Below are 15,744 nucleotides of genomic sequence, written 5' to 3' on the forward strand. Positions count from 1 at the left end.
GCGGCGGCGGACCTAGATTAGGCCGGCGGCTGGGACCTGCGCGGCAGGTGCCCAACCGATCTCCCTCCGGCCCGTTCATTCACGAGGTACGCCATGAAGACGCTTCCTGGCCTCTACAGCCCTGCCGTGGCGCCGCGCCTGCCGCGGCACCGTCCAACCTCCCTCTGGGCCGATGGTCTTTGCGTGCTGCTCGGCGTCATCGCCCTGGTGCTCGTCTGGCACGGCGTGAGCGAGATGCGCGCGCCCCTGGCCGTGCTCGACGCCGATCCCATGACCCTGGACCTGGCGCGGCTGCCCGAGTACGCCCTGCGCACCACCCTGCGCATGTTCATCGCCCTGGGCGCCTCGCTGCTGTTCACCTTCGTCTTCGCCTCCCTGGCCGCCAAGAGCCGCAAGGCGGAGCTGCTGATCCTGCCGGCCATCGACATCCTGCAGTCGGTGCCCATCCTCGGCTTTCTGACCTTCACCGTCAGCTTCTTCCTCGGGCTGTTTCCGGGGCGGCAGCTGGGCGCCGAGTGCGCGGCCATCTTCGCCATCTTCACCAGTCAGGCCTGGAACATGGCCTTCGGCTTCTACCAGTCGCTGCGCACTGTGCCCGAGGACCTGCAGCAGGTGAGCGTCCAGTTCGGGCTGTCCCCCTGGCGGCGTTTCTTCCGCCTGGAGCTGCCGTTCGCCATCCCCGGCCTGGTCTGGAACACCATGATGTCCATGTCCGGTGGCTGGTTCTTCGTAGTGGCCTCGGAAGCCATCACCGTCGGCGACAACACCATCAACCTGCCGGGCATCGGGTCCTGGCTGGCGCTGGCCATCGCCAAGCAGGACATCGCCGCCATCGGTTGGGCGGTGCTGGCCATGGGCCTGGTGATCCTGCTCTACGATCAGCTGTTCTTCCGCCCCGTGGTGGCCTGGGCCGATCGCTTCCGCGTCGAGCAAACCGCCAGCCAGCAGGTGCCGCGCTCCTGGGTCTATGACCTGGTCCGCCGGGCCCGCCTGGGTCGCGCGCTGGCCGGCTTCGGTAGTTTCTGCAGCCAACTGGCCACCCCGCGGGTCCGCCTCGGCTGGCCGCACTGGCAGCTGGCGCCCCAGGGGCGCGCCTGGCTGCAGCGGGGGCTGGACGTGCTCTGGTACGGCTTGCTGCTGGTGGTGCTGCCCTATGGCGTCTACGCGCTGTTCCGCTTCATCGCCGGGGGCGTCTACTGGGTCGAAGCGGTCTCGGTACTCGGCCTGGGCCTGCTGACCATGGTCCGGGTGCTGCTGCTGATCGCCGTCGCCAGCCTGATCTGGGTGCCCATCGGCGTCTGGATCGGCCTGCGCCCGGGTTGGTCGCAGCGCCTGCAGGCGGTGGCCCAGTTCCTCGCCGCCTTCCCGGCCAACGTGCTGTTCCCGGTGGCCGTGGTGGGCATCGTCAGCTTCCACCTGAATCCGGACATCTGGCTGTCGCCGCTGATGGTGCTGGGCACCCAGTGGTACATCCTGTTCAACGTCATCGCCGGGGCCAGCGTGCTGCCCAATGACCTGCGCGAGGCGGCCCGGCTGTTCGGCCTCAAGCGCTGGCAGTGGTGGCGGCAACTGGCCCTACCGGCGATCTTTCCCTACTACGTCACCGGTGCCCTGACCGCCGCCGGCGGCTCCTGGAACGCCAGTATCGTCGCCGAGGTAGTGAGCTGGGGCGACCAGCACCTCCAGGCCCATGGCCTGGGCGCCTACATCGCGCAGATGACCGCCGCCGGGGACTTCCCCCGGGTGGCCCTGGGCATCGTGGTGATGTCCATCTTCGTCCTCGGATTCAACCGGCTGCTGTGGCGGCCCCTGTATGCCTATGCCGAACGGCGCCTGCGGCTCGATTGAGAGGAGAACCGCCATGAACCTGACTACCCTGAACCAGCGTCCCCTCATCGACGTCCAGAACGTCCGCCAGCTCTACGGCAACGCCGGCGGCCCGGCCCGGGTGGTGCTGGACGACGTCTCCCTGACCCTGCACGAGAACGAGATCGTCGGCCTGCTGGGCCGCTCCGGCTCCGGCAAGTCGACCCTGCTGAGATCCATCGCCGGGCTGCTCACCCCCAGTGGCGGCAAGGTCGACTTCCCGCCCAAGGACGACGGCCAGCGCGCCCGCGTCAGCATGGTGTTCCAGAGCTTTGCCCTGTTTCCCTGGTTGACCGTGCTGCAGAACGTCGAGATCGGCCTGGAGGCGCTGCACGTGCCGCTGGACGAGCGCCGCCGTCGGGCCCTGGCGGCCATCGACCTGATCGGCCTGGACGGCTTCGAGAGCGCCTATCCCAAGGAGCTCTCCGGCGGCATGCGCCAGCGCGTCGGCCTGGCCCGCGCCCTGGTGGTACACCCGGACGTACTGCTGATGGACGAACCCTTCTCGGCGCTGGACGTGCTCACCGCCGAGACCCTGCGCACCGATCTGCTCGACCTCTGGGTCGAGGGCCGCATGCCGATCCGCTCCATCCTCATGGTCACCCACAACATCGCCGAAGCCGTGCTGCTCTGCGACCGGGTGCTGATCTTCTCCAGCAACCCCGGCCGCGTCGCCAGCGAGATCCGCATCGATCTGCCGCAGCCGCGCAATCGTCACGATCCGGCCTTCCGCGAACTGGTGGAGGAGATCTACGTGCGCATGACCGGCGAAACCACGCCGACGCCCCACGAAGGCGTTTTCCCCGGCAGCGGTCTCGGCATGCTGCTGCCGAGCGTCTCCACCAACGCCCTGGCGGGTCTGCTGGAAGCGGTCCACGCCGAGCCCTACCAGGGCCGTGCCGACCTGCCGGAACTGGCCGGCGGCCTGGGTTACGCGCTGGACGAACTCTTCCCCCTGGCCGAGGTACTGCAGCTGTTGCGCCTGGCCGTACTCGAAGGCGGGGACCTGCACCTGCTGCCGGCCGGCCGCGCCTATGTCGAGGCAGGGGTGGACGTGCGCAAGCAGCTGTTCGCCCGGCAACTGCTCAACTGCGTGCCGCTGGTGGGCCATATTCGCCGGGTGCTGGACGATCGCCAGGGCCACACGGCGCCGGCACGGCGTTTCCGCGACGAACTGGAGGACTTCATGGACGAAGCCGACGCCGCCCGCACCCTCGGCAGCGCCATTCAATGGGGGCGCTACGGCGAACTCTTCGCCTATGATCAAGCGGCCGATATGTTCAGCCTGGAGAATCCAGGTTAAACACTTCCCGCTCTAGGACGTCCGCGCGATTTCAAACGAGAGACTGGCCATGGATCGACGACCCTTCGCCACCACCACCCACTGGCTGCGGTTAGGGGGTCTCTGCGCCCTGGCGCTGGGCATCGCCCTGTTGGATACCTTCACCGACCGGGAGATCGCCATCGGCGTCTTCCAGGTGGTGGTAGTCCTGCTGGCCGCGGGCTTTCTCTCCACCCGCGGCGTCACCGTCACCGCCCTGGGCTGCGCACTGCTGGTGCTCTGCAGCTATGGCGCTACCCGCTCGGGAGACCGCGATGCCGGACTGGTCAACTGCGTCATCAGTCTGCTGGCCATCGTCGCGGTGGCCGCCCTGGCGTTGCGCCTGGACGCCGCCAAACGCGCCGCGGAAGCCGCCCGCACGCGCCTGACCCAGGCCGGGCGCCTCAGCCAGCTCGGCGAACTGGCCGCCTCCATCGCCCATGAGGTGAACCAACCCCTCACCGCCATCGCTGCCAGCGGCAACGCCTGCCAGCGCTGGTTGAGCAACGAGCCGCCGCAGGTGGAACGCGCCGTCCAGGCGGCGCAGCGGGTCATCGACGACGCCCACCGCGCCAGCGCGGTGATCGCCCGGGTGCGCGGCCTGGTGCGCCAGGCCCAGGTGGCCAAGGACTGGCTGAACCTCGGGGATACCGTGGAGCAGACGCTCGATTTCGTCCGCGGCGAACTGGCCCAGCGTCAGGTCGTCGTGGAGCTGCAACTGCAAGAGGGCCTGCCGCCGCTGTTGGCGGACCAGAGCCAACTGCAGCAGGTCATCCTCAATCTCCTGCTCAATGCCCTCGATGCCCTGGAAGGCGTAGCGCCCGAGGCGCGGCGCATCGTCGTCAAGGTGGCGCAGGACACGGCCGGCGCCATCCGCCTGGGGGTGGAGGACAGCGGTCGCGGCTTGACCCCCGATGCCCGCGAGCAGATGTTCGAGGCCTTTTACACCACCAAGGCGCAGGGGATGGGCCTGGGGCTGGCGCTGAGTCGCTCCATCGTCGAAGCTCATGGTGGACGCATCTGGGCCACCTCGCTGCCGGACGGGGGGACCGGTGTCTATTGCAGCCTGCCAAAGGATCAGGAACCCTGATGGATAATGCCTTGCCCACCCTGGTCCACCTGGTGGACGACGATGCCTCCGTGCGCGCCGCCCTGGAAGACCTGCTCGCCTCGGTGGGGCTCACCACCCGCAGCTACGTTTCCGCGGCCGACTTTCTCGCACGCGCCACGCTGGACGTCCCCGCCTGCCTGGTGCTCGACGTGCGCATGCCGGGCATGAACGGCCTGGACCTGCAGCAGGAGCTGCAGCGCCGGGAGATCGTCCTGCCGATCATCTTCATCACCGGCCATGGCGACATCCCCATGTCGGTACGGGCGATGAAGCAGGGTGCCCTGGAATTCCTCACCAAGCCCTTCCGCGACCAGGACCTGCTCGACGCCATCGACCAGGCCCTGCGTAAGGCGCGCGAAGCCCACGCGCAGCAGGCGCAGATCCGGCAGCTGCAGGCGCGACTCGACAGCCTCAACGACGGCGAGCGCGCAGTGCTCTCGCGGGTGGTGACCGGGCTGCTCAACAAGCAGATCGCTGCCCAGTTGGGCGTTAGCGAGATCACCGTCAAGGTGCGCCGCGCCGCCCTCATGCGCAAGCTGCAGGCCGGTTCCCTGGCCGAGCTGGTGAAGATTGTCGAGCGGTTGGAGGCGCCGCGGGCCTAAGTCGGGTGAGGCTCGCTGGGTATCGTCAGCGGCTCGGCTCGGCTTTATCGAAGCGGCCTTTAGCGCCTTAATCGGCAGTGCGCTAAAGAAAGAAAATAGTCAGTCGATTAAAGGGTTCTAGCAGATCGACTTTCGATCTCGAGGAGCCCGCCTTGAACCTTCGCTCGTTCCGTATCGCCCCCCGCGCCAGCCTGTGCTTTGGCGCCATTACCCTGTTCGTGATCCTGCTGGGCGTCTTCGCCCTGATCCAGCTCGGCGCCCTGCGCGCCACCGAGCAGGCGATGGAGGCCAAGTGGCTGGCGAGCGTGCAAACGGCCGACGATATCCAGATCGCGCTGTTGCATACCCGCTTGGAAAGCATCCGCCTGCTGGCCACCGAAGACAGTGCCGCCATCAGCAGGGCGACTCAGCAGATCCAGCAGAATCGTGACGTGATGAACGCGCGGACGAACTACTATCGCGAACATCTCATCGCTACGGCTGAAGGTCGGGCCAGTTTCGAGCGGGCCGCCGCGCAGATGAAGGCCTATCTCGAAGGCCTGGATCGCGTCGTCGCCCTGGCCACGACCGACCATGACCAGGCGCTCAGCCTGGCCAACGGCGAACAGCGGGAGCGGGCGGAAGCCTATCAGGAGCAGCTCACCCAACTGCGTGACTTCAACGCCGAGGGCGCCCGCCTGGCCGGTCAGTCCGCGACGGAAATCTATGACCACAGCGTGCGCGTCGTGCTGGCAATCATGCTGCTGGCGGTACTGGCCACACTGCTGCTGGCCTGGCGCCTGACCCATAGCCTGGCCCAGCCGATCGGTGCTTCCCTGGTTGTGGCCAATGCCATCGCCCAGGGCGAGCTGACCGGCAAGATCGATCCGCGCGGCGCCGACGAAGCCGCTGGCCTGATGCGCGCCCTGGCGCAGATGCAGGACAACCTCAAGGCCACCCTGCATGGCATCTCGCACTCATCCCAGCGCCTGAGCGAAACGGCCCAGACCATGAAGGTGGTGACCGAAGACGCCAGCCGGACACTGACCCACCAGAACGCGGAGATCGACCAAGCCGCCACGGCGGTTACCGAGATGAGCGCCGCGGTGGAAGAGGTGGCCCGCAACGCGGCGTCCACCTCGCAGGCGGCGCGTGAATCCAGCGTGGCGGCGGAGAGTGGCAACGCCAAGGTCGGTGAGGCGCTGGGCGCCATGCAGCGGCTTTCCCAGCAGGTGCAGTCGACCTCGGTCCAGGTCCAGGGGCTGGCCGGGCAGGCGCAGGACATCAGCCAGGTGCTCAGCGTGATCGGTGCCATCGCCGAACAGACCAATCTGCTGGCGCTGAACGCCGCCATCGAAGCCGCCCGGGCCGGCGAGCAGGGGCGTGGCTTCGCAGTGGTGGCCGACGAGGTAAGGGCGCTGGCACACCGCACCCAGACCTCGACCCGCGAGATCGAACAGATGATTCAGGCGATCCAGCAAGGCTCGGCACAGGCGCTGGATTCCATGCAGCTCAGCACCAGCCAGGCCCAGGCGACCTATGCGGTGGCCCAGGAAGCCGGCGCGGCGCTGAGCGCCATTCTCCAGGCCGTGCGCCTGATCGACGAGCGCAACCTGCAGATCGCCACCGCAGCTGAAGAGCAGGCCCATGTCTCCCGCGAGGTGGATCGCAACCTCATCAGCATCCGCGATCTTTCGGTGCAGACCAGCGATGGCAATCGGCAAACTGTCGGCGCCAGTGAGCAGTTGTCGGGCTTGGCGACTGAGCTGGAAACCCTGGTGCGGCGCTTCCGGTTGGCGTGAGGGAGCAGGCTGGGGAGGAGAGGGGGCCAACGCCTGAGCTGAATTCAGCCCAGGCTGGCCGGGCGAGGCGGGAGGGGCTTGGTGAAGGCCTGTCGGCAACGCCTCGCCCGGTACCGGCAGCGAGGCTGGTGAAGGGCCGGTTTACTTGGCCAGCGAGGCCTTGACCACCTCGGCGGCCGGCTTGCCATCGCGGCTGGTGACGCCGGCCAGCCACTGGTCGAGCTGCTGCGGATGGGCCTTCAGCCACGCCTTGGCCGCCGCATTGGCGTTCTGCTTCTCGTTGAGGACCTTGTCCATCAACTGGTTTTCCATGTCCAGGGTGAAGGACAGATTGGTCAGCAGCTTGCCCACGTTCGGGCATTCCTGCACATAGCCCTTGCGTACGTTGGTGTAGATGGTGGCGCCGCCGTAGTTGGGGCCGAAGACGTCGTCGCCGCCCGAGAGGTAGGCCATCTTGAAGCGGGTGTTCATCGGATGGGGTTCCCAGCCGAGGAAGACCACCCACTGCTGGCGCCGCTCGGCGCGCTGCACCTGGGACAGCATCCCGGCCTCGCTGGATTCCACCAGCTTGAACTTGCCCAGGTCGAAGGTGTTCTTGTCGATCATGCCCTGTATCAGGCGGTTACCGTCGTTGCCCGGCTCGATGCCATAGATCTTGCCGTCGAACTTGTCGGCGTTCTTGGCGATGTCGGCGAAGCTCTTCACCCCGGCGTCATAGACGTACTGGGGCACGGCCAGGGTGTACTTGGCTCCTTCCAGGTTGGCGCGGACGGTCTCGACGCTACCATTGTCGGCATAGGGCTTGATGTCGGCCGCCATGCTGGGCATCCAGTTGCCGAGAAAGACGTCGATGTCCTTGTTCTGCATGGACTTGTAGGTGACCGGCACGGAAATCATGTTGGTGGTGGGCTGGTAGCCGAGCGCCTTGAGGATCTCGCTGGTCACCGCCGTGGTCACGGTGATGTCGGTCCAGCCCACATCGGCGAAGCGCACCTTCCCGCAGGACTCCGGCTCGGCCGCGAAGACCGCCAAGGGAGCCAGCAGCGCGATACCTAGCAAACGACGCGAAACACCTTTCATGAGTAGCTCTCCAAAAGATTATTGATTGACCGTTCAACTAATATTGGCAGAAGCCAGCTTGTAGCAAATCCGGGCCGACCTCGCCTATCACCGATGTCGCTGCCAATGCGGGATGCGTCGTCGATAGGGGTGAAGATGTCGTTAACAAGCTGTTGCCGTCGGAAGATATCACGACGCCTGGGGACGAATGGGCGCCATGTAGGACGGCAACGCACCGGGCTGCGCTGAATCCTGACCCTACAGGGGCCTGGGAGCCAGCGCAGCCGTCGTCGCCAGAAGCCTCAGGGCAACCGATAGACCAGGCAGACGTTGCCGTTCAGACGGCGTACCACCTCCGGTTCGAGCTTTTCCAGACGGGTACCGGCGAGCAACTCCCGGTCCTGCTTGGCGAGCACTATCCAGGAGCCCGCGGGCAGGCTGTCCAACTGGGCTTTCTGCTCGCGCGCGACGAAGAGGGGCTGCTCATCGTGCTTCAGGTTCATCATGTAGCGGATCGCCCAGGCATCACGGTCGATGCCGAAGAACACCAGGGGACCGGGCTGCTGCTCGCGCAGGTTTTCGACCTGGGTGACGAAGCCGCGGGTGTCGTACTCCAGGTCCTGAACCGGCTCGACCACCACCACCAGCATCGACCACAGGGCGGCGAAGGCGAGGGCGCTGAGGGTCAACAGGCGCCTGGCCCCCTGCTGGCTGCGCCACTTGAGCAGGCTGAGCAGCTGGAGGCCGGCAAAGAACAGGATAAGAACGGGCAGCGACAGCTCGGGCCAATAGCCGTGTTTCTGCCAGAGATGCTGGCCGACCAGCAGGGCTACCAGCGCCAGCCCCGGCAACAGGCCCACCAGCAGCCGATAGGCCAGCGCCATCCCGCGTAGCCGGGACGCCGCCTGCAACAGTGCGAAGGCGGCGATCGCGGCCAGGAAGGGCACCATGGGGACGACGTAGTAAGCCCGCTTGAAATTCGGGATGGACAGGCCGACCAGGATCACCAGACCGCAGCCGGCAAGCCACAGCAAGTGGCGCCGCTCAGGGCTGTCCGGGCCGAACAGCAGTTCGCGCCGCCAGGCCCACATCGCCAGCAGGGCCAGCGGCATCACCGGCAGATAGCGGTACAGCCCCAGCTGCAGATAGAACCAGAAGGGTTTGCCGCTTTCGTCCAGCCGGCCGCTGACCTGCATGTGCCAGACCTCGGCGGCGAAGCCCTCACCGCCCTCCAGGCGGGCCAGCTGCATCAACGTCCACCAGCAACCAGCCAGCAGGATGAGCCCCAGCACGCCATAGCCGATCAGGTTGCGGAGCGCCGCCGGCCGGCGTTGCGGGTCGCACCAGGCGGTCACCAGCCAATACAGGCTGACGATGGCGCAGGGCTCGATCAGCCCCAGGGGCCCGCGGATGGCGAAGCCCAGCACGAACAGCGGAAACACGAGCAGGCGCAGTCCGGGACGCTGGTCACGGTCGGCGCGGTAGAACAGGTAGAAGGTGGCCAGCACGACGAGGGCGACCAGCTGATCCAGGCAGACCGCGCGAGCCTTTTCCAGCCACTGGGGCGTCAGTACCACCAGCAGTATCGTCAGCAGCGCCCAGGCCCGGCTGCGGTCGGCGAGGATGCGGTAGGTCAGGCTCAACACGCCGGCCGAGGCCAGGGCCGTGGGCAGCACGTTGGCGAGGTGATTCGGCGCGCCGATCAGCCGGGCGGCGAGCCAGCTCAGCCAGGTCGCCGTAGCGGGATAGTCCGGGTAGGGCTGCCCGTAGGTGGTGGGGAAGAACGAGGGGCCGTGGCGGAACATCTCGTTCAGGAACACCGCCCAGCGGTAATCGAAGCCCTGGGGGGCCTGATCCCAGATGCCCAGGGTGAAGAGCAGCACGGCCGCTGCGAACACCAGCAGGCTTTCGCTGCCCAGCTTGGCGCGGGAGAAGATCGTTGACGGCGGATCGATGGATATCTTCGGAGCTTTCATTGTTGCAGAGCCCGGTTAGGGAAGCCGATATACCAGGCAGGGGTTGCCGTTCAAGCGGCGTTCCAACACTGGTTTGAGTTTTTCTAGGGCTGTACCTGCGAGCAGGTCGCTGTCTTGCCGGGCTAGCACGATCCATGACCCGGCCGGAAGGGCATCCAGCTGCATGTTTTGATCGCGTGTGATGAAGATCGGCTGCTCGTCGTGATCTAGATTCATGATGTAGCGGATAGCCCAGGTGTCTTGGCCGAGCCCGAAGAAAACAAGAGGTCCCGGCTGCTGTTCACGCAAACCTTCCACCTGAGTAACGAATCCCCGCGTCTCGTATTCCAGATCCTGAGCGGGCTCGATAACAGCTACCAGCATCAGCCAGAGGGTAGTGAAGGCGAGGGCGCTCAGCGTCAACAGACGTTTGGTACCGGACTGACTACGCCATTTCATGAAACTCAAGAGCTGCAGGCCGGCGAAGAGAATGATAAGGCCCGGTAGTGATACGTCTGGCCAGTAGCCGTGTTTTTGCCAGACGTGGCGGCAAACGAACATCGCCACGATCGCTAGCACGGGTAGCAGGCCTACGAGCGTGCGAAAGGTGACCTCCATGCGACGCAGACGTGCCTCTGCCTGTATCAGCGCGAAGGCGGCGATTGCAGCCAGGAAGGGCACCATGGGCACGACGTAGTAAGCGCGTTTGAAGTGCGGAACAGACAAGCCGAGTAATATGATCAGCCCGCACCCAGCAAGCCACAGCAGCTGTCGACGGTCGGCATTGTCCGGGCTGAAAAGAAATTCCCGCCGCCAGGCAAGGAGGGTCAGCAATGCCAGCGGCATTACCGGCAGATAGCGGTAAAGACCAAGCTGCAGGTAATACCAGAACGGTTTGCCGCTCTCGTCGAGGCGTCCTGAGACCTGCATCTGCCAGACCTCGGCAGCAAAGGTGTCACCTCCTTCCAGCCGGGCCAGTTGCATCAATGTCCACCAGCATGCGGCCAGCAGGACGAGGCCAGCTATGCCATAGCCGATCAGGCCGCGCAAGGCAGCTGGTTTGTGTTGCGGATCACACCAGGCGATCACCACCCAGTACACGCTCACGATGGCGCAGGGCTCGATCAGTCCCAAGGGGCCGCGGAGGGCGAAGCCCAGTGCGAAAAGAGGAAAAACGAGCAGACGAAGCCTGGGGCTGTTATCACGATCAGCGCGGTAGAACAGGTAGAAACAAGCCAGCACGACGAGCGCGATGATTTGATCCAGACAGACGGCCCGCGCCTTTTCCAGCCACTGCGGGGTCAGCACGATCAGTAGCACGGTGAGCAGCGCCCAGGCCCGGCTACGGTCGGCAAGAATCCGATACGTAAGACCCAGAACGCCGGCAGAGGCCAGAGCCGTGGGCAGTACGTTGGCGAATTGATTGGGTGCGCCTATGGCCCTCGCGGCCAGCCAGCTCAGCCAGGTCGCTGTACCAGGATAATCGGGGTAGGGCTGGCCATAGGTGGTGGCAAAGAATGAAGGCCCGTGGCGGAACATCTCGTTGAGGAACACCGCCCACCGACCATCGAAGCCTTGAGGGGCTTGGTTCCAGATGCCGAGGGTAAACAGCACGGTTGCTGCTACAACCACGAACAGACTCTCGACGCCTAGCTTGCCCCGGGAGCCACGCAGCAACGGCGTGTCGATGGATAACTGCAGAGTTTTCATTAAACACTATCCAGAGGAAATGCAGTGTCAGGCGGTGACGGACTTACCGCGACCAATGGCGAAGTACTCAAATCCGCGCTTGGCCATGCGCTCGGGGTCGTAGAGATTTCGGCCGTCGAAGATCAGTGGCTGTTGCAACTGCTGGAGGATGAGGTCGAAGTCCGGTGCCTTGAACTGCTGCCATTCGGTACAGATGATCAGGGCATCGGCACCGGCGAGCGTGGCCTCGGGCGTACCCATGAGCACCAGGCGTTCGCCGTGGCCATAGAGGCGCTGCGCCTCGGCCATGGCTACCGGGTCGTAGGCGCGAACGCGGGCGCCCGCCGCCCACAGGGCCTCCATCAGCACCCGGCTCGGCGCGTCGCGCATGTCGTCGGTGTTCGGCTTGAAGGCCAGGCCCCAGAGGGCGAAGGTGCGGCCTTGCAGGTCCCCTTTGAAGTAACTCTGGATGCGTTCGAAGAGCTTGGATTTCTGCCGGGCGTTGATGGCCTCTACTGCCTGGAGCAGGTCCAGTGAGAGTCCCTGCTCTGCACCGGTGCGGATCAGCGCCTGTAGATCCTTGGGGAAGCAGGAGCCGCCGTAGCCACAGCCGGGATAGATGAAGTGGCTGCCGATGCGCGGATCGGCGCCTATCGCCAGGCGCACCGCCTCGATGTCGGCCCCTACGCGCTCGGCCACTTCGGCGATCTGGTTGATGAAGCTGATCTTGGTGGCCAGCAGGCTGTTGGCGGCGTACTTGGCGAGTTCCGCGCTGCGGATATCCATGAACTGGATGCGATCATGGTTACGGTTGAAGGGCGCATAGAGCTCCCGCATCAACTCGCGCGCCTCGGGCGAATCGGTGCCGACGACGATCCGGTCGGGCCGCTTGCAATCGGCGATGGCCGCGCCTTCCTTGAGGAATTCCGGGTTGGAGACCACCTCGATGGGCAGGGTACGGCCTTCTTCGGCCAGCACCTCGTCGATGATGGCGCGAACGCGATCGCCGGTGCCCACCGGGACGGTCGACTTGTTGACCACCAGCAGCGGATCGCTGCCCCGGTGTTCCCGGCGCAGCCGAGCGATGCTCTCGGCCACGGCGAAGACGGCCGTGAGATCCGCGGAGCCATCCGCGGCCGGGGGTGTACCCACGGCGATGAACTGAACGCTGCCATGGGCGACTGCCGTCGCCGCATCGTGGGTGAATTCCAGCCGGCCGTCGGCCAGGTTGTTGCGCACCAGCTCTTCGAGACCTGGCTCGTAGAGGGTGATTTCCCCGCGTTTGAGGCGGTCGATCTTGCTCTGGTCGATATCCATGCACAGGACCTGATGGCCCACTTCGGCCAGTACGGCGGCCTGCACCAGGCCGACATAGCCGATGCCGAATACGCTGATGTTCATAGGGTATTCCTGAGAGAGGAGGAGACAGGAGGGCGGTCGCTACCGACGAGGGCAACACCGACGACGATCAGCGCTATGCCCAGTAACGGGCGCGCGGAGGTGAATTCGGCGGCGCCCGGTAGCCAAAGGGCGCCGAGATGGACCAGCACGTAGGAAAGACTCAAGGCGGCGTAGGCGCGGCCCAGCGGTATCCTTGCCAGGGCGATCAGCCAGGCCAGCATCGACAGGGCATAGCAGGCCACGCCGAACGCCAGTTGCACGCCGGCGGTGCTGAGCAGAGCGCCAGGATGAGTTGGCCAGCTGGACACGGGGGGTAACTGCACCAAGGCGTAGCGCAGGGTCAGTTGGGCCACGGAGGTCAGCCCGATGCTGGCGAAGAGCGCGATCAGGCTGCTCACCCCGGGCCACCCAGCAGCCCGGCACCCAGCACGATGCACAGGCAGCCCCACCAGGCTCTGGGCCCCATCCGCTCATGGAACACCACACGGGCGAGGAGCGTGACTGCCAGGATATTGAGTGACAGCAACGGGTAGGCGATGCCGACCGGGACGCGCTGCAGCACCGCGAACCAGAGCAGCAAGGCGGTTCCCAGGCAGGCCAGTGCCAACCATAGCCACCTCGAGCCCAGGCGAGCGGCGAGTCCCGAGCCTGCGTTCGCCGCCTTCTTCTGCCCGAACTGGCTGGCACTGGTGAGCAGGATGACGGCCAGGATCAGCATCCCTTCCGTGGCCGTCACCGCGCGGTCCTCGGATAGACCAGCAGCACGAGGCGCTCCTTGACGACCTTGTCCGAGGTGGCCGGCAGGCTCGCCAGCAGGCGATCGTCACTGTCGCCACTCATCCGCAAGAGCACGGCGATGGAGCCTTCGCGGCGGTGCTCCTCGATCCAGGCGGGCAGCTCGCCGTCAGCCAGCAGGCGACCGCTGTCGGGCCGGCGTTCGAAGCCGTACTTCAGCTCGCCTGGGCCGCCGACGATCACGACGTCCGAGCGGCGAGTCGCCCAAGCCATGCTGGCCGCTGCGCCGAGGTCGTTACTGACCAGCAGGTGGGCCGGTTGCAACTTGCGCAGCTGATCCTGGACGAAGACGCTGGGCAGCTTGTTGTAGACCAGGCCCTTGGGCAGGGCGACGGTGAGTAGCGGCAGTACCAACCACATGGCCAAGGCTGGGGCCAGGGCGGTTTCCTTCGGCCACAGCAGGGCCCCCAGGCCGGCCAGCACGAAGCCGAGGGGCGCCAACAGTGCCAGTCCCCAGGCCAGGTTGTCGGGGCCACCATAGATCCGATCGTCGAACACCATCAGGGCGCCGAACCCCAGGATGCCCAGCAGCAGGTTGCAGGCGCCGTTGAGACGCAGCGCTCGCCATTGACCGGCCCGATAGGCGTCGAACAGCACCCGCGCCAGCAGCGGCACCAGGGCCGCCATCGCCGGCAGCAGATAGGTGGGCAGCTTGCCGCGGCTGAGGCTGAAGAAAATCAGCTGGCTGACGAAGGCGAGTCCCAGGAAAGCCGTGCCGCTGTGCTTGCGTGCCTGCCAGAGCGTGCCCAGGGTCCGGGGCAGCAGACCGGCCCAGGGCAGGATGGCCAGCAGCAGCACCGGCCCATAGAACCAGAAGGGTCGCTCGTGCTGGGCGTCGTCGCTGGCGAATCTCTGGATGTGCTCGTGCCAGAAGAAGAAATTCCAGTAGTCCGGATCGCGGTGGGCCACCAGCAACGCCCAGGGCGCGACCACCAGGGCCGCGACGATGACCGCCACGGGGCCGCGGCAGATCAGCTCCAGGAGCCGGCGTTGCCAGAGGAAGAACGGCAGTGCCACCAGCACCGGCAGCACCAGGGCGAGAAAGCCCTTGGTCAGCAGGCCGCAACCGCAGGCCAGGCCCAGCAGCGCCCAATTACCCAGGGCGGCGCTGCGGGTCGTGGCCGCCTGGGCCTGCCAGAGGGCGAGCAAGGCCAGGGTGGTCCAGAAGGCGAATTGGGCGTCCAGGGTCACATAGGTCGAAGACGCCGAGACGGCCAGGCAGGAGAGATAGAGCACGCCGGCCAGCAACGCCTGGAGACGGTCGCCCCAGATCAGGCGGGTCAGGCGGACGACGAGGGCCGCGGTGGCGAGGCCGGCCAACAGCGGCACCAGGCGTACGCTGAGCAGCGAATCACCCAGCCAGGCCTGGGCGATGGCCTGGGTCCAGTAGCCGCCGATGGGCTTCTCGAAATAGGGCAAACCGAGGAAGTGCGGCACCACCCAGTCACCGCTGCGCCAGAGTTCCTGGCCGATCTGCGCGTAGCGCGATTCGTCCGGAATCCACAGACCCCGCCAATTCAGGGGCAGCACGTACGCCAGGAGCGCGAGGGGCAGCAAGCACAGCAAACGCAGTCGACTCATTGTTGAACTCCTAACCATCCCTGGCGCCCTGCGAGGCTGCCGCGGACAACGCTTCCTTCTGGAAGCTCTTGTGGATCATCGGGCAGGCGTTCGCCTAGGGTCCCGAAGTGGATGTCCTGCTCCCGCGCCGCCTTGAGCAGGGCGCGGAAATCCTCGGCGAAGGCGATGCCTTCCACCTCGGCATGCAGGGTGTAGACGTTGAGCGCATTGGGGCGGAACAGCTTGAGCAGATAGGCGTTCCAGTCGCCGGCGGCGAGATCCGGACCGACCACCTCGTCGAAGGTCGGCATGTCCACCGGGATCTGCGGCGTGCCGTGGCCGCCGTTGCTCAGCCGCGGACGGAACAGGGCGCTGCCGCGGCAATCGCTGTTGTAGCGCAGGCCAAAGGCCTCCTTGGCCAGCACCACCCGCGGATCGGCGCGCCAGCCGGCGGCGGCGGAGCAGTCGACCTGGGCACCGAGGATGTCTTCCAGGGCGTGCAGGCCGCGGCCGAATTCCTCGCCCAGGCGTTCCAGGCTCCAGCTGCCGGTATGGGCCTGCCAGGCATGGTGGTCCCAGGCGTGCAGCCCGACCTCGTGGCCCC

12 protein-coding genes and 1 pseudogene are annotated in these 15,744 nt (G+C 66.1%); 5 read left to right on the top strand and 8 right to left on the bottom strand.

What is annotated here, in order from left to right:
- The first annotated feature begins 93 nt into the window (after positions 1 to 93).
- The 5 genes from QZ471_RS05080 to QZ471_RS05100 all read left to right on the top strand — a co-directional run bounded on the left by QZ471_RS05080 (position 94) and on the right by QZ471_RS05100 (position 6,681).
- Positions 94 to 1,848, top strand: coding sequence for an ABC transporter permease subunit (locus QZ471_RS05080; RefSeq protein WP_295461424.1), 1,755 nt, complete (start codon positions 94 to 96; stop codon positions 1,846 to 1,848).
- Positions 1,849 to 1,861: 13 nt separating this feature from the next.
- Complete coding sequence (locus tag QZ471_RS05085) at positions 1,862 to 3,169, top strand: nitrate/sulfonate/bicarbonate ABC transporter ATP-binding protein (protein WP_295461426.1); 1,308 nt, start codon at positions 1,862 to 1,864, stop codon at positions 3,167 to 3,169.
- A 49-nt stretch (positions 3,170 to 3,218) separates the two neighbouring features.
- A complete protein-coding gene (locus QZ471_RS05090; RefSeq protein WP_295461428.1) occupies positions 3,219 to 4,277 on the top strand; it encodes an ATP-binding protein in 1,059 nt (352 codons plus the stop codon).
- Positions 4,277 to 4,900, top strand: coding sequence for a response regulator transcription factor (locus QZ471_RS05095; RefSeq protein WP_295461430.1), 624 nt, complete (start codon positions 4,277 to 4,279; stop codon positions 4,898 to 4,900). Before QZ471_RS05090 ends, QZ471_RS05095 begins: the two co-directional genes overlap by 1 nt.
- 152 nt (positions 4,901 to 5,052) lie before the next feature.
- Positions 5,053 to 6,681 (top strand): methyl-accepting chemotaxis protein, encoded by a 1,629-nt coding sequence (locus QZ471_RS05100; protein ID WP_295461431.1) that lies wholly within the window; start codon positions 5,053 to 5,055, stop codon positions 6,679 to 6,681.
- A gap of 141 nt (positions 6,682 to 6,822) precedes the next feature.
- Here the strand turns inward: QZ471_RS05100 and QZ471_RS05105 are convergent, their stop codons facing one another.
- From QZ471_RS05105 to QZ471_RS05140, 8 genes and pseudogenes are all read right to left on the bottom strand, one after another.
- A complete protein-coding gene (locus QZ471_RS05105; RefSeq protein ID WP_295461432.1) occupies positions 6,823 to 7,761 on the bottom strand; it encodes a choline ABC transporter substrate-binding protein in 939 nt (312 codons plus the stop codon).
- 281 nt (positions 7,762 to 8,042) lie between these two features.
- Positions 8,043 to 9,716 carry a glycosyltransferase family 39 protein gene (locus QZ471_RS05110; RefSeq protein WP_295461435.1) on the bottom strand — a complete coding sequence of 558 codons (1,674 nt, stop codon included), beginning with the start codon at positions 9,714 to 9,716 and terminating at the stop codon, positions 8,043 to 8,045.
- Between the two features lie 15 nt (positions 9,717 to 9,731).
- On the bottom strand, positions 9,732 to 11,405 hold the full coding sequence (locus QZ471_RS05115) for a glycosyltransferase family 39 protein (protein ID WP_295461436.1): 1,674 nt from the start codon (positions 11,403 to 11,405) through the stop codon (positions 9,732 to 9,734).
- A 27-nt stretch (positions 11,406 to 11,432) separates the two neighbouring features.
- The gene (locus QZ471_RS05120) at positions 11,433 to 12,785 is read right to left on the bottom strand and encodes a UDP-glucose/GDP-mannose dehydrogenase family protein (protein WP_295461438.1); all 1,353 of its coding nucleotides are present in this window, start codon (positions 12,783 to 12,785) and stop codon (positions 11,433 to 11,435) included.
- Positions 12,782 to 13,183: a hypothetical protein gene (locus tag QZ471_RS05125; RefSeq protein ID WP_295461440.1), complete on the bottom strand. Its 402-nt coding sequence runs from the start codon at positions 13,181 to 13,183 to the stop codon at positions 12,782 to 12,784. The genes QZ471_RS05120 and QZ471_RS05125 overlap by 4 nt, the downstream gene beginning before the upstream one ends.
- Entirely contained in the window at positions 13,180 to 13,521 is a 342-nt protein-coding gene (locus QZ471_RS05130) for an EamA family transporter (RefSeq protein WP_295461441.1), read from the bottom strand. The genes QZ471_RS05125 and QZ471_RS05130 overlap by 4 nt, the downstream gene beginning before the upstream one ends.
- A complete protein-coding gene (locus QZ471_RS05135) occupies positions 13,518 to 15,161 on the bottom strand; it encodes a phospholipid carrier-dependent glycosyltransferase (RefSeq protein ID WP_295461443.1) in 1,644 nt (547 codons plus the stop codon). The genes QZ471_RS05130 and QZ471_RS05135 overlap by 4 nt, the downstream gene beginning before the upstream one ends.
- A pseudogene (locus QZ471_RS05140) lies at positions 15,158 to 15,744 on the bottom strand (4-deoxy-4-formamido-L-arabinose-phosphoundecaprenol deformylase); the annotation flags it as partial. The gene QZ471_RS05135 and the pseudogene QZ471_RS05140, both read right to left, overlap by 4 nt.

Source organism: uncultured Pseudomonas sp. (assembly GCF_913774235.1).
GTDB lineage: Bacteria > Pseudomonadota > Gammaproteobacteria > Pseudomonadales > Pseudomonadaceae > Chryseomonas.

Bases quoted from the DNA above. Each gene is read 5' to 3' on its own strand.
- QZ471_RS05080 (WP_295461424.1), top strand. From the start codon at position 94: ATGAAGACGCTTCCTGGCCTCTACAGCCCTGCCGTGGCGCCGCGCCTG.
- QZ471_RS05085 (WP_295461426.1), top strand. From the start codon at position 1,862: ATGAACCTGACTACCCTGAACCAGCGTCCCCTCATCGACGTCCAGAAC.
- QZ471_RS05090 (WP_295461428.1), top strand. From the start codon at position 3,219: ATGGATCGACGACCCTTCGCCACCACCACCCACTGGCTGCGGTTAGGG.
- QZ471_RS05095 (WP_295461430.1), top strand. From the start codon at position 4,277: ATGGATAATGCCTTGCCCACCCTGGTCCACCTGGTGGACGACGATGCC.
- QZ471_RS05105 (WP_295461432.1), bottom strand. From the start codon at position 7,761: ATGAAAGGTGTTTCGCGTCGTTTGCTAGGTATCGCGCTGCTGGCTCCC.
- QZ471_RS05110 (WP_295461435.1), bottom strand. From the start codon at position 9,716: ATGAAAGCTCCGAAGATATCCATCGATCCGCCGTCAACGATCTTCTCC.
- QZ471_RS05115 (WP_295461436.1), bottom strand. From the start codon at position 11,405: ATGAAAACTCTGCAGTTATCCATCGACACGCCGTTGCTGCGTGGCTCC.
- QZ471_RS05120 (WP_295461438.1), bottom strand. From the start codon at position 12,785: ATGAACATCAGCGTATTCGGCATCGGCTATGTCGGCCTGGTGCAGGCC.
- QZ471_RS05135 (WP_295461443.1), bottom strand. From the start codon at position 15,161: ATGAGTCGACTGCGTTTGCTGTGCTTGCTGCCCCTCGCGCTCCTGGCG.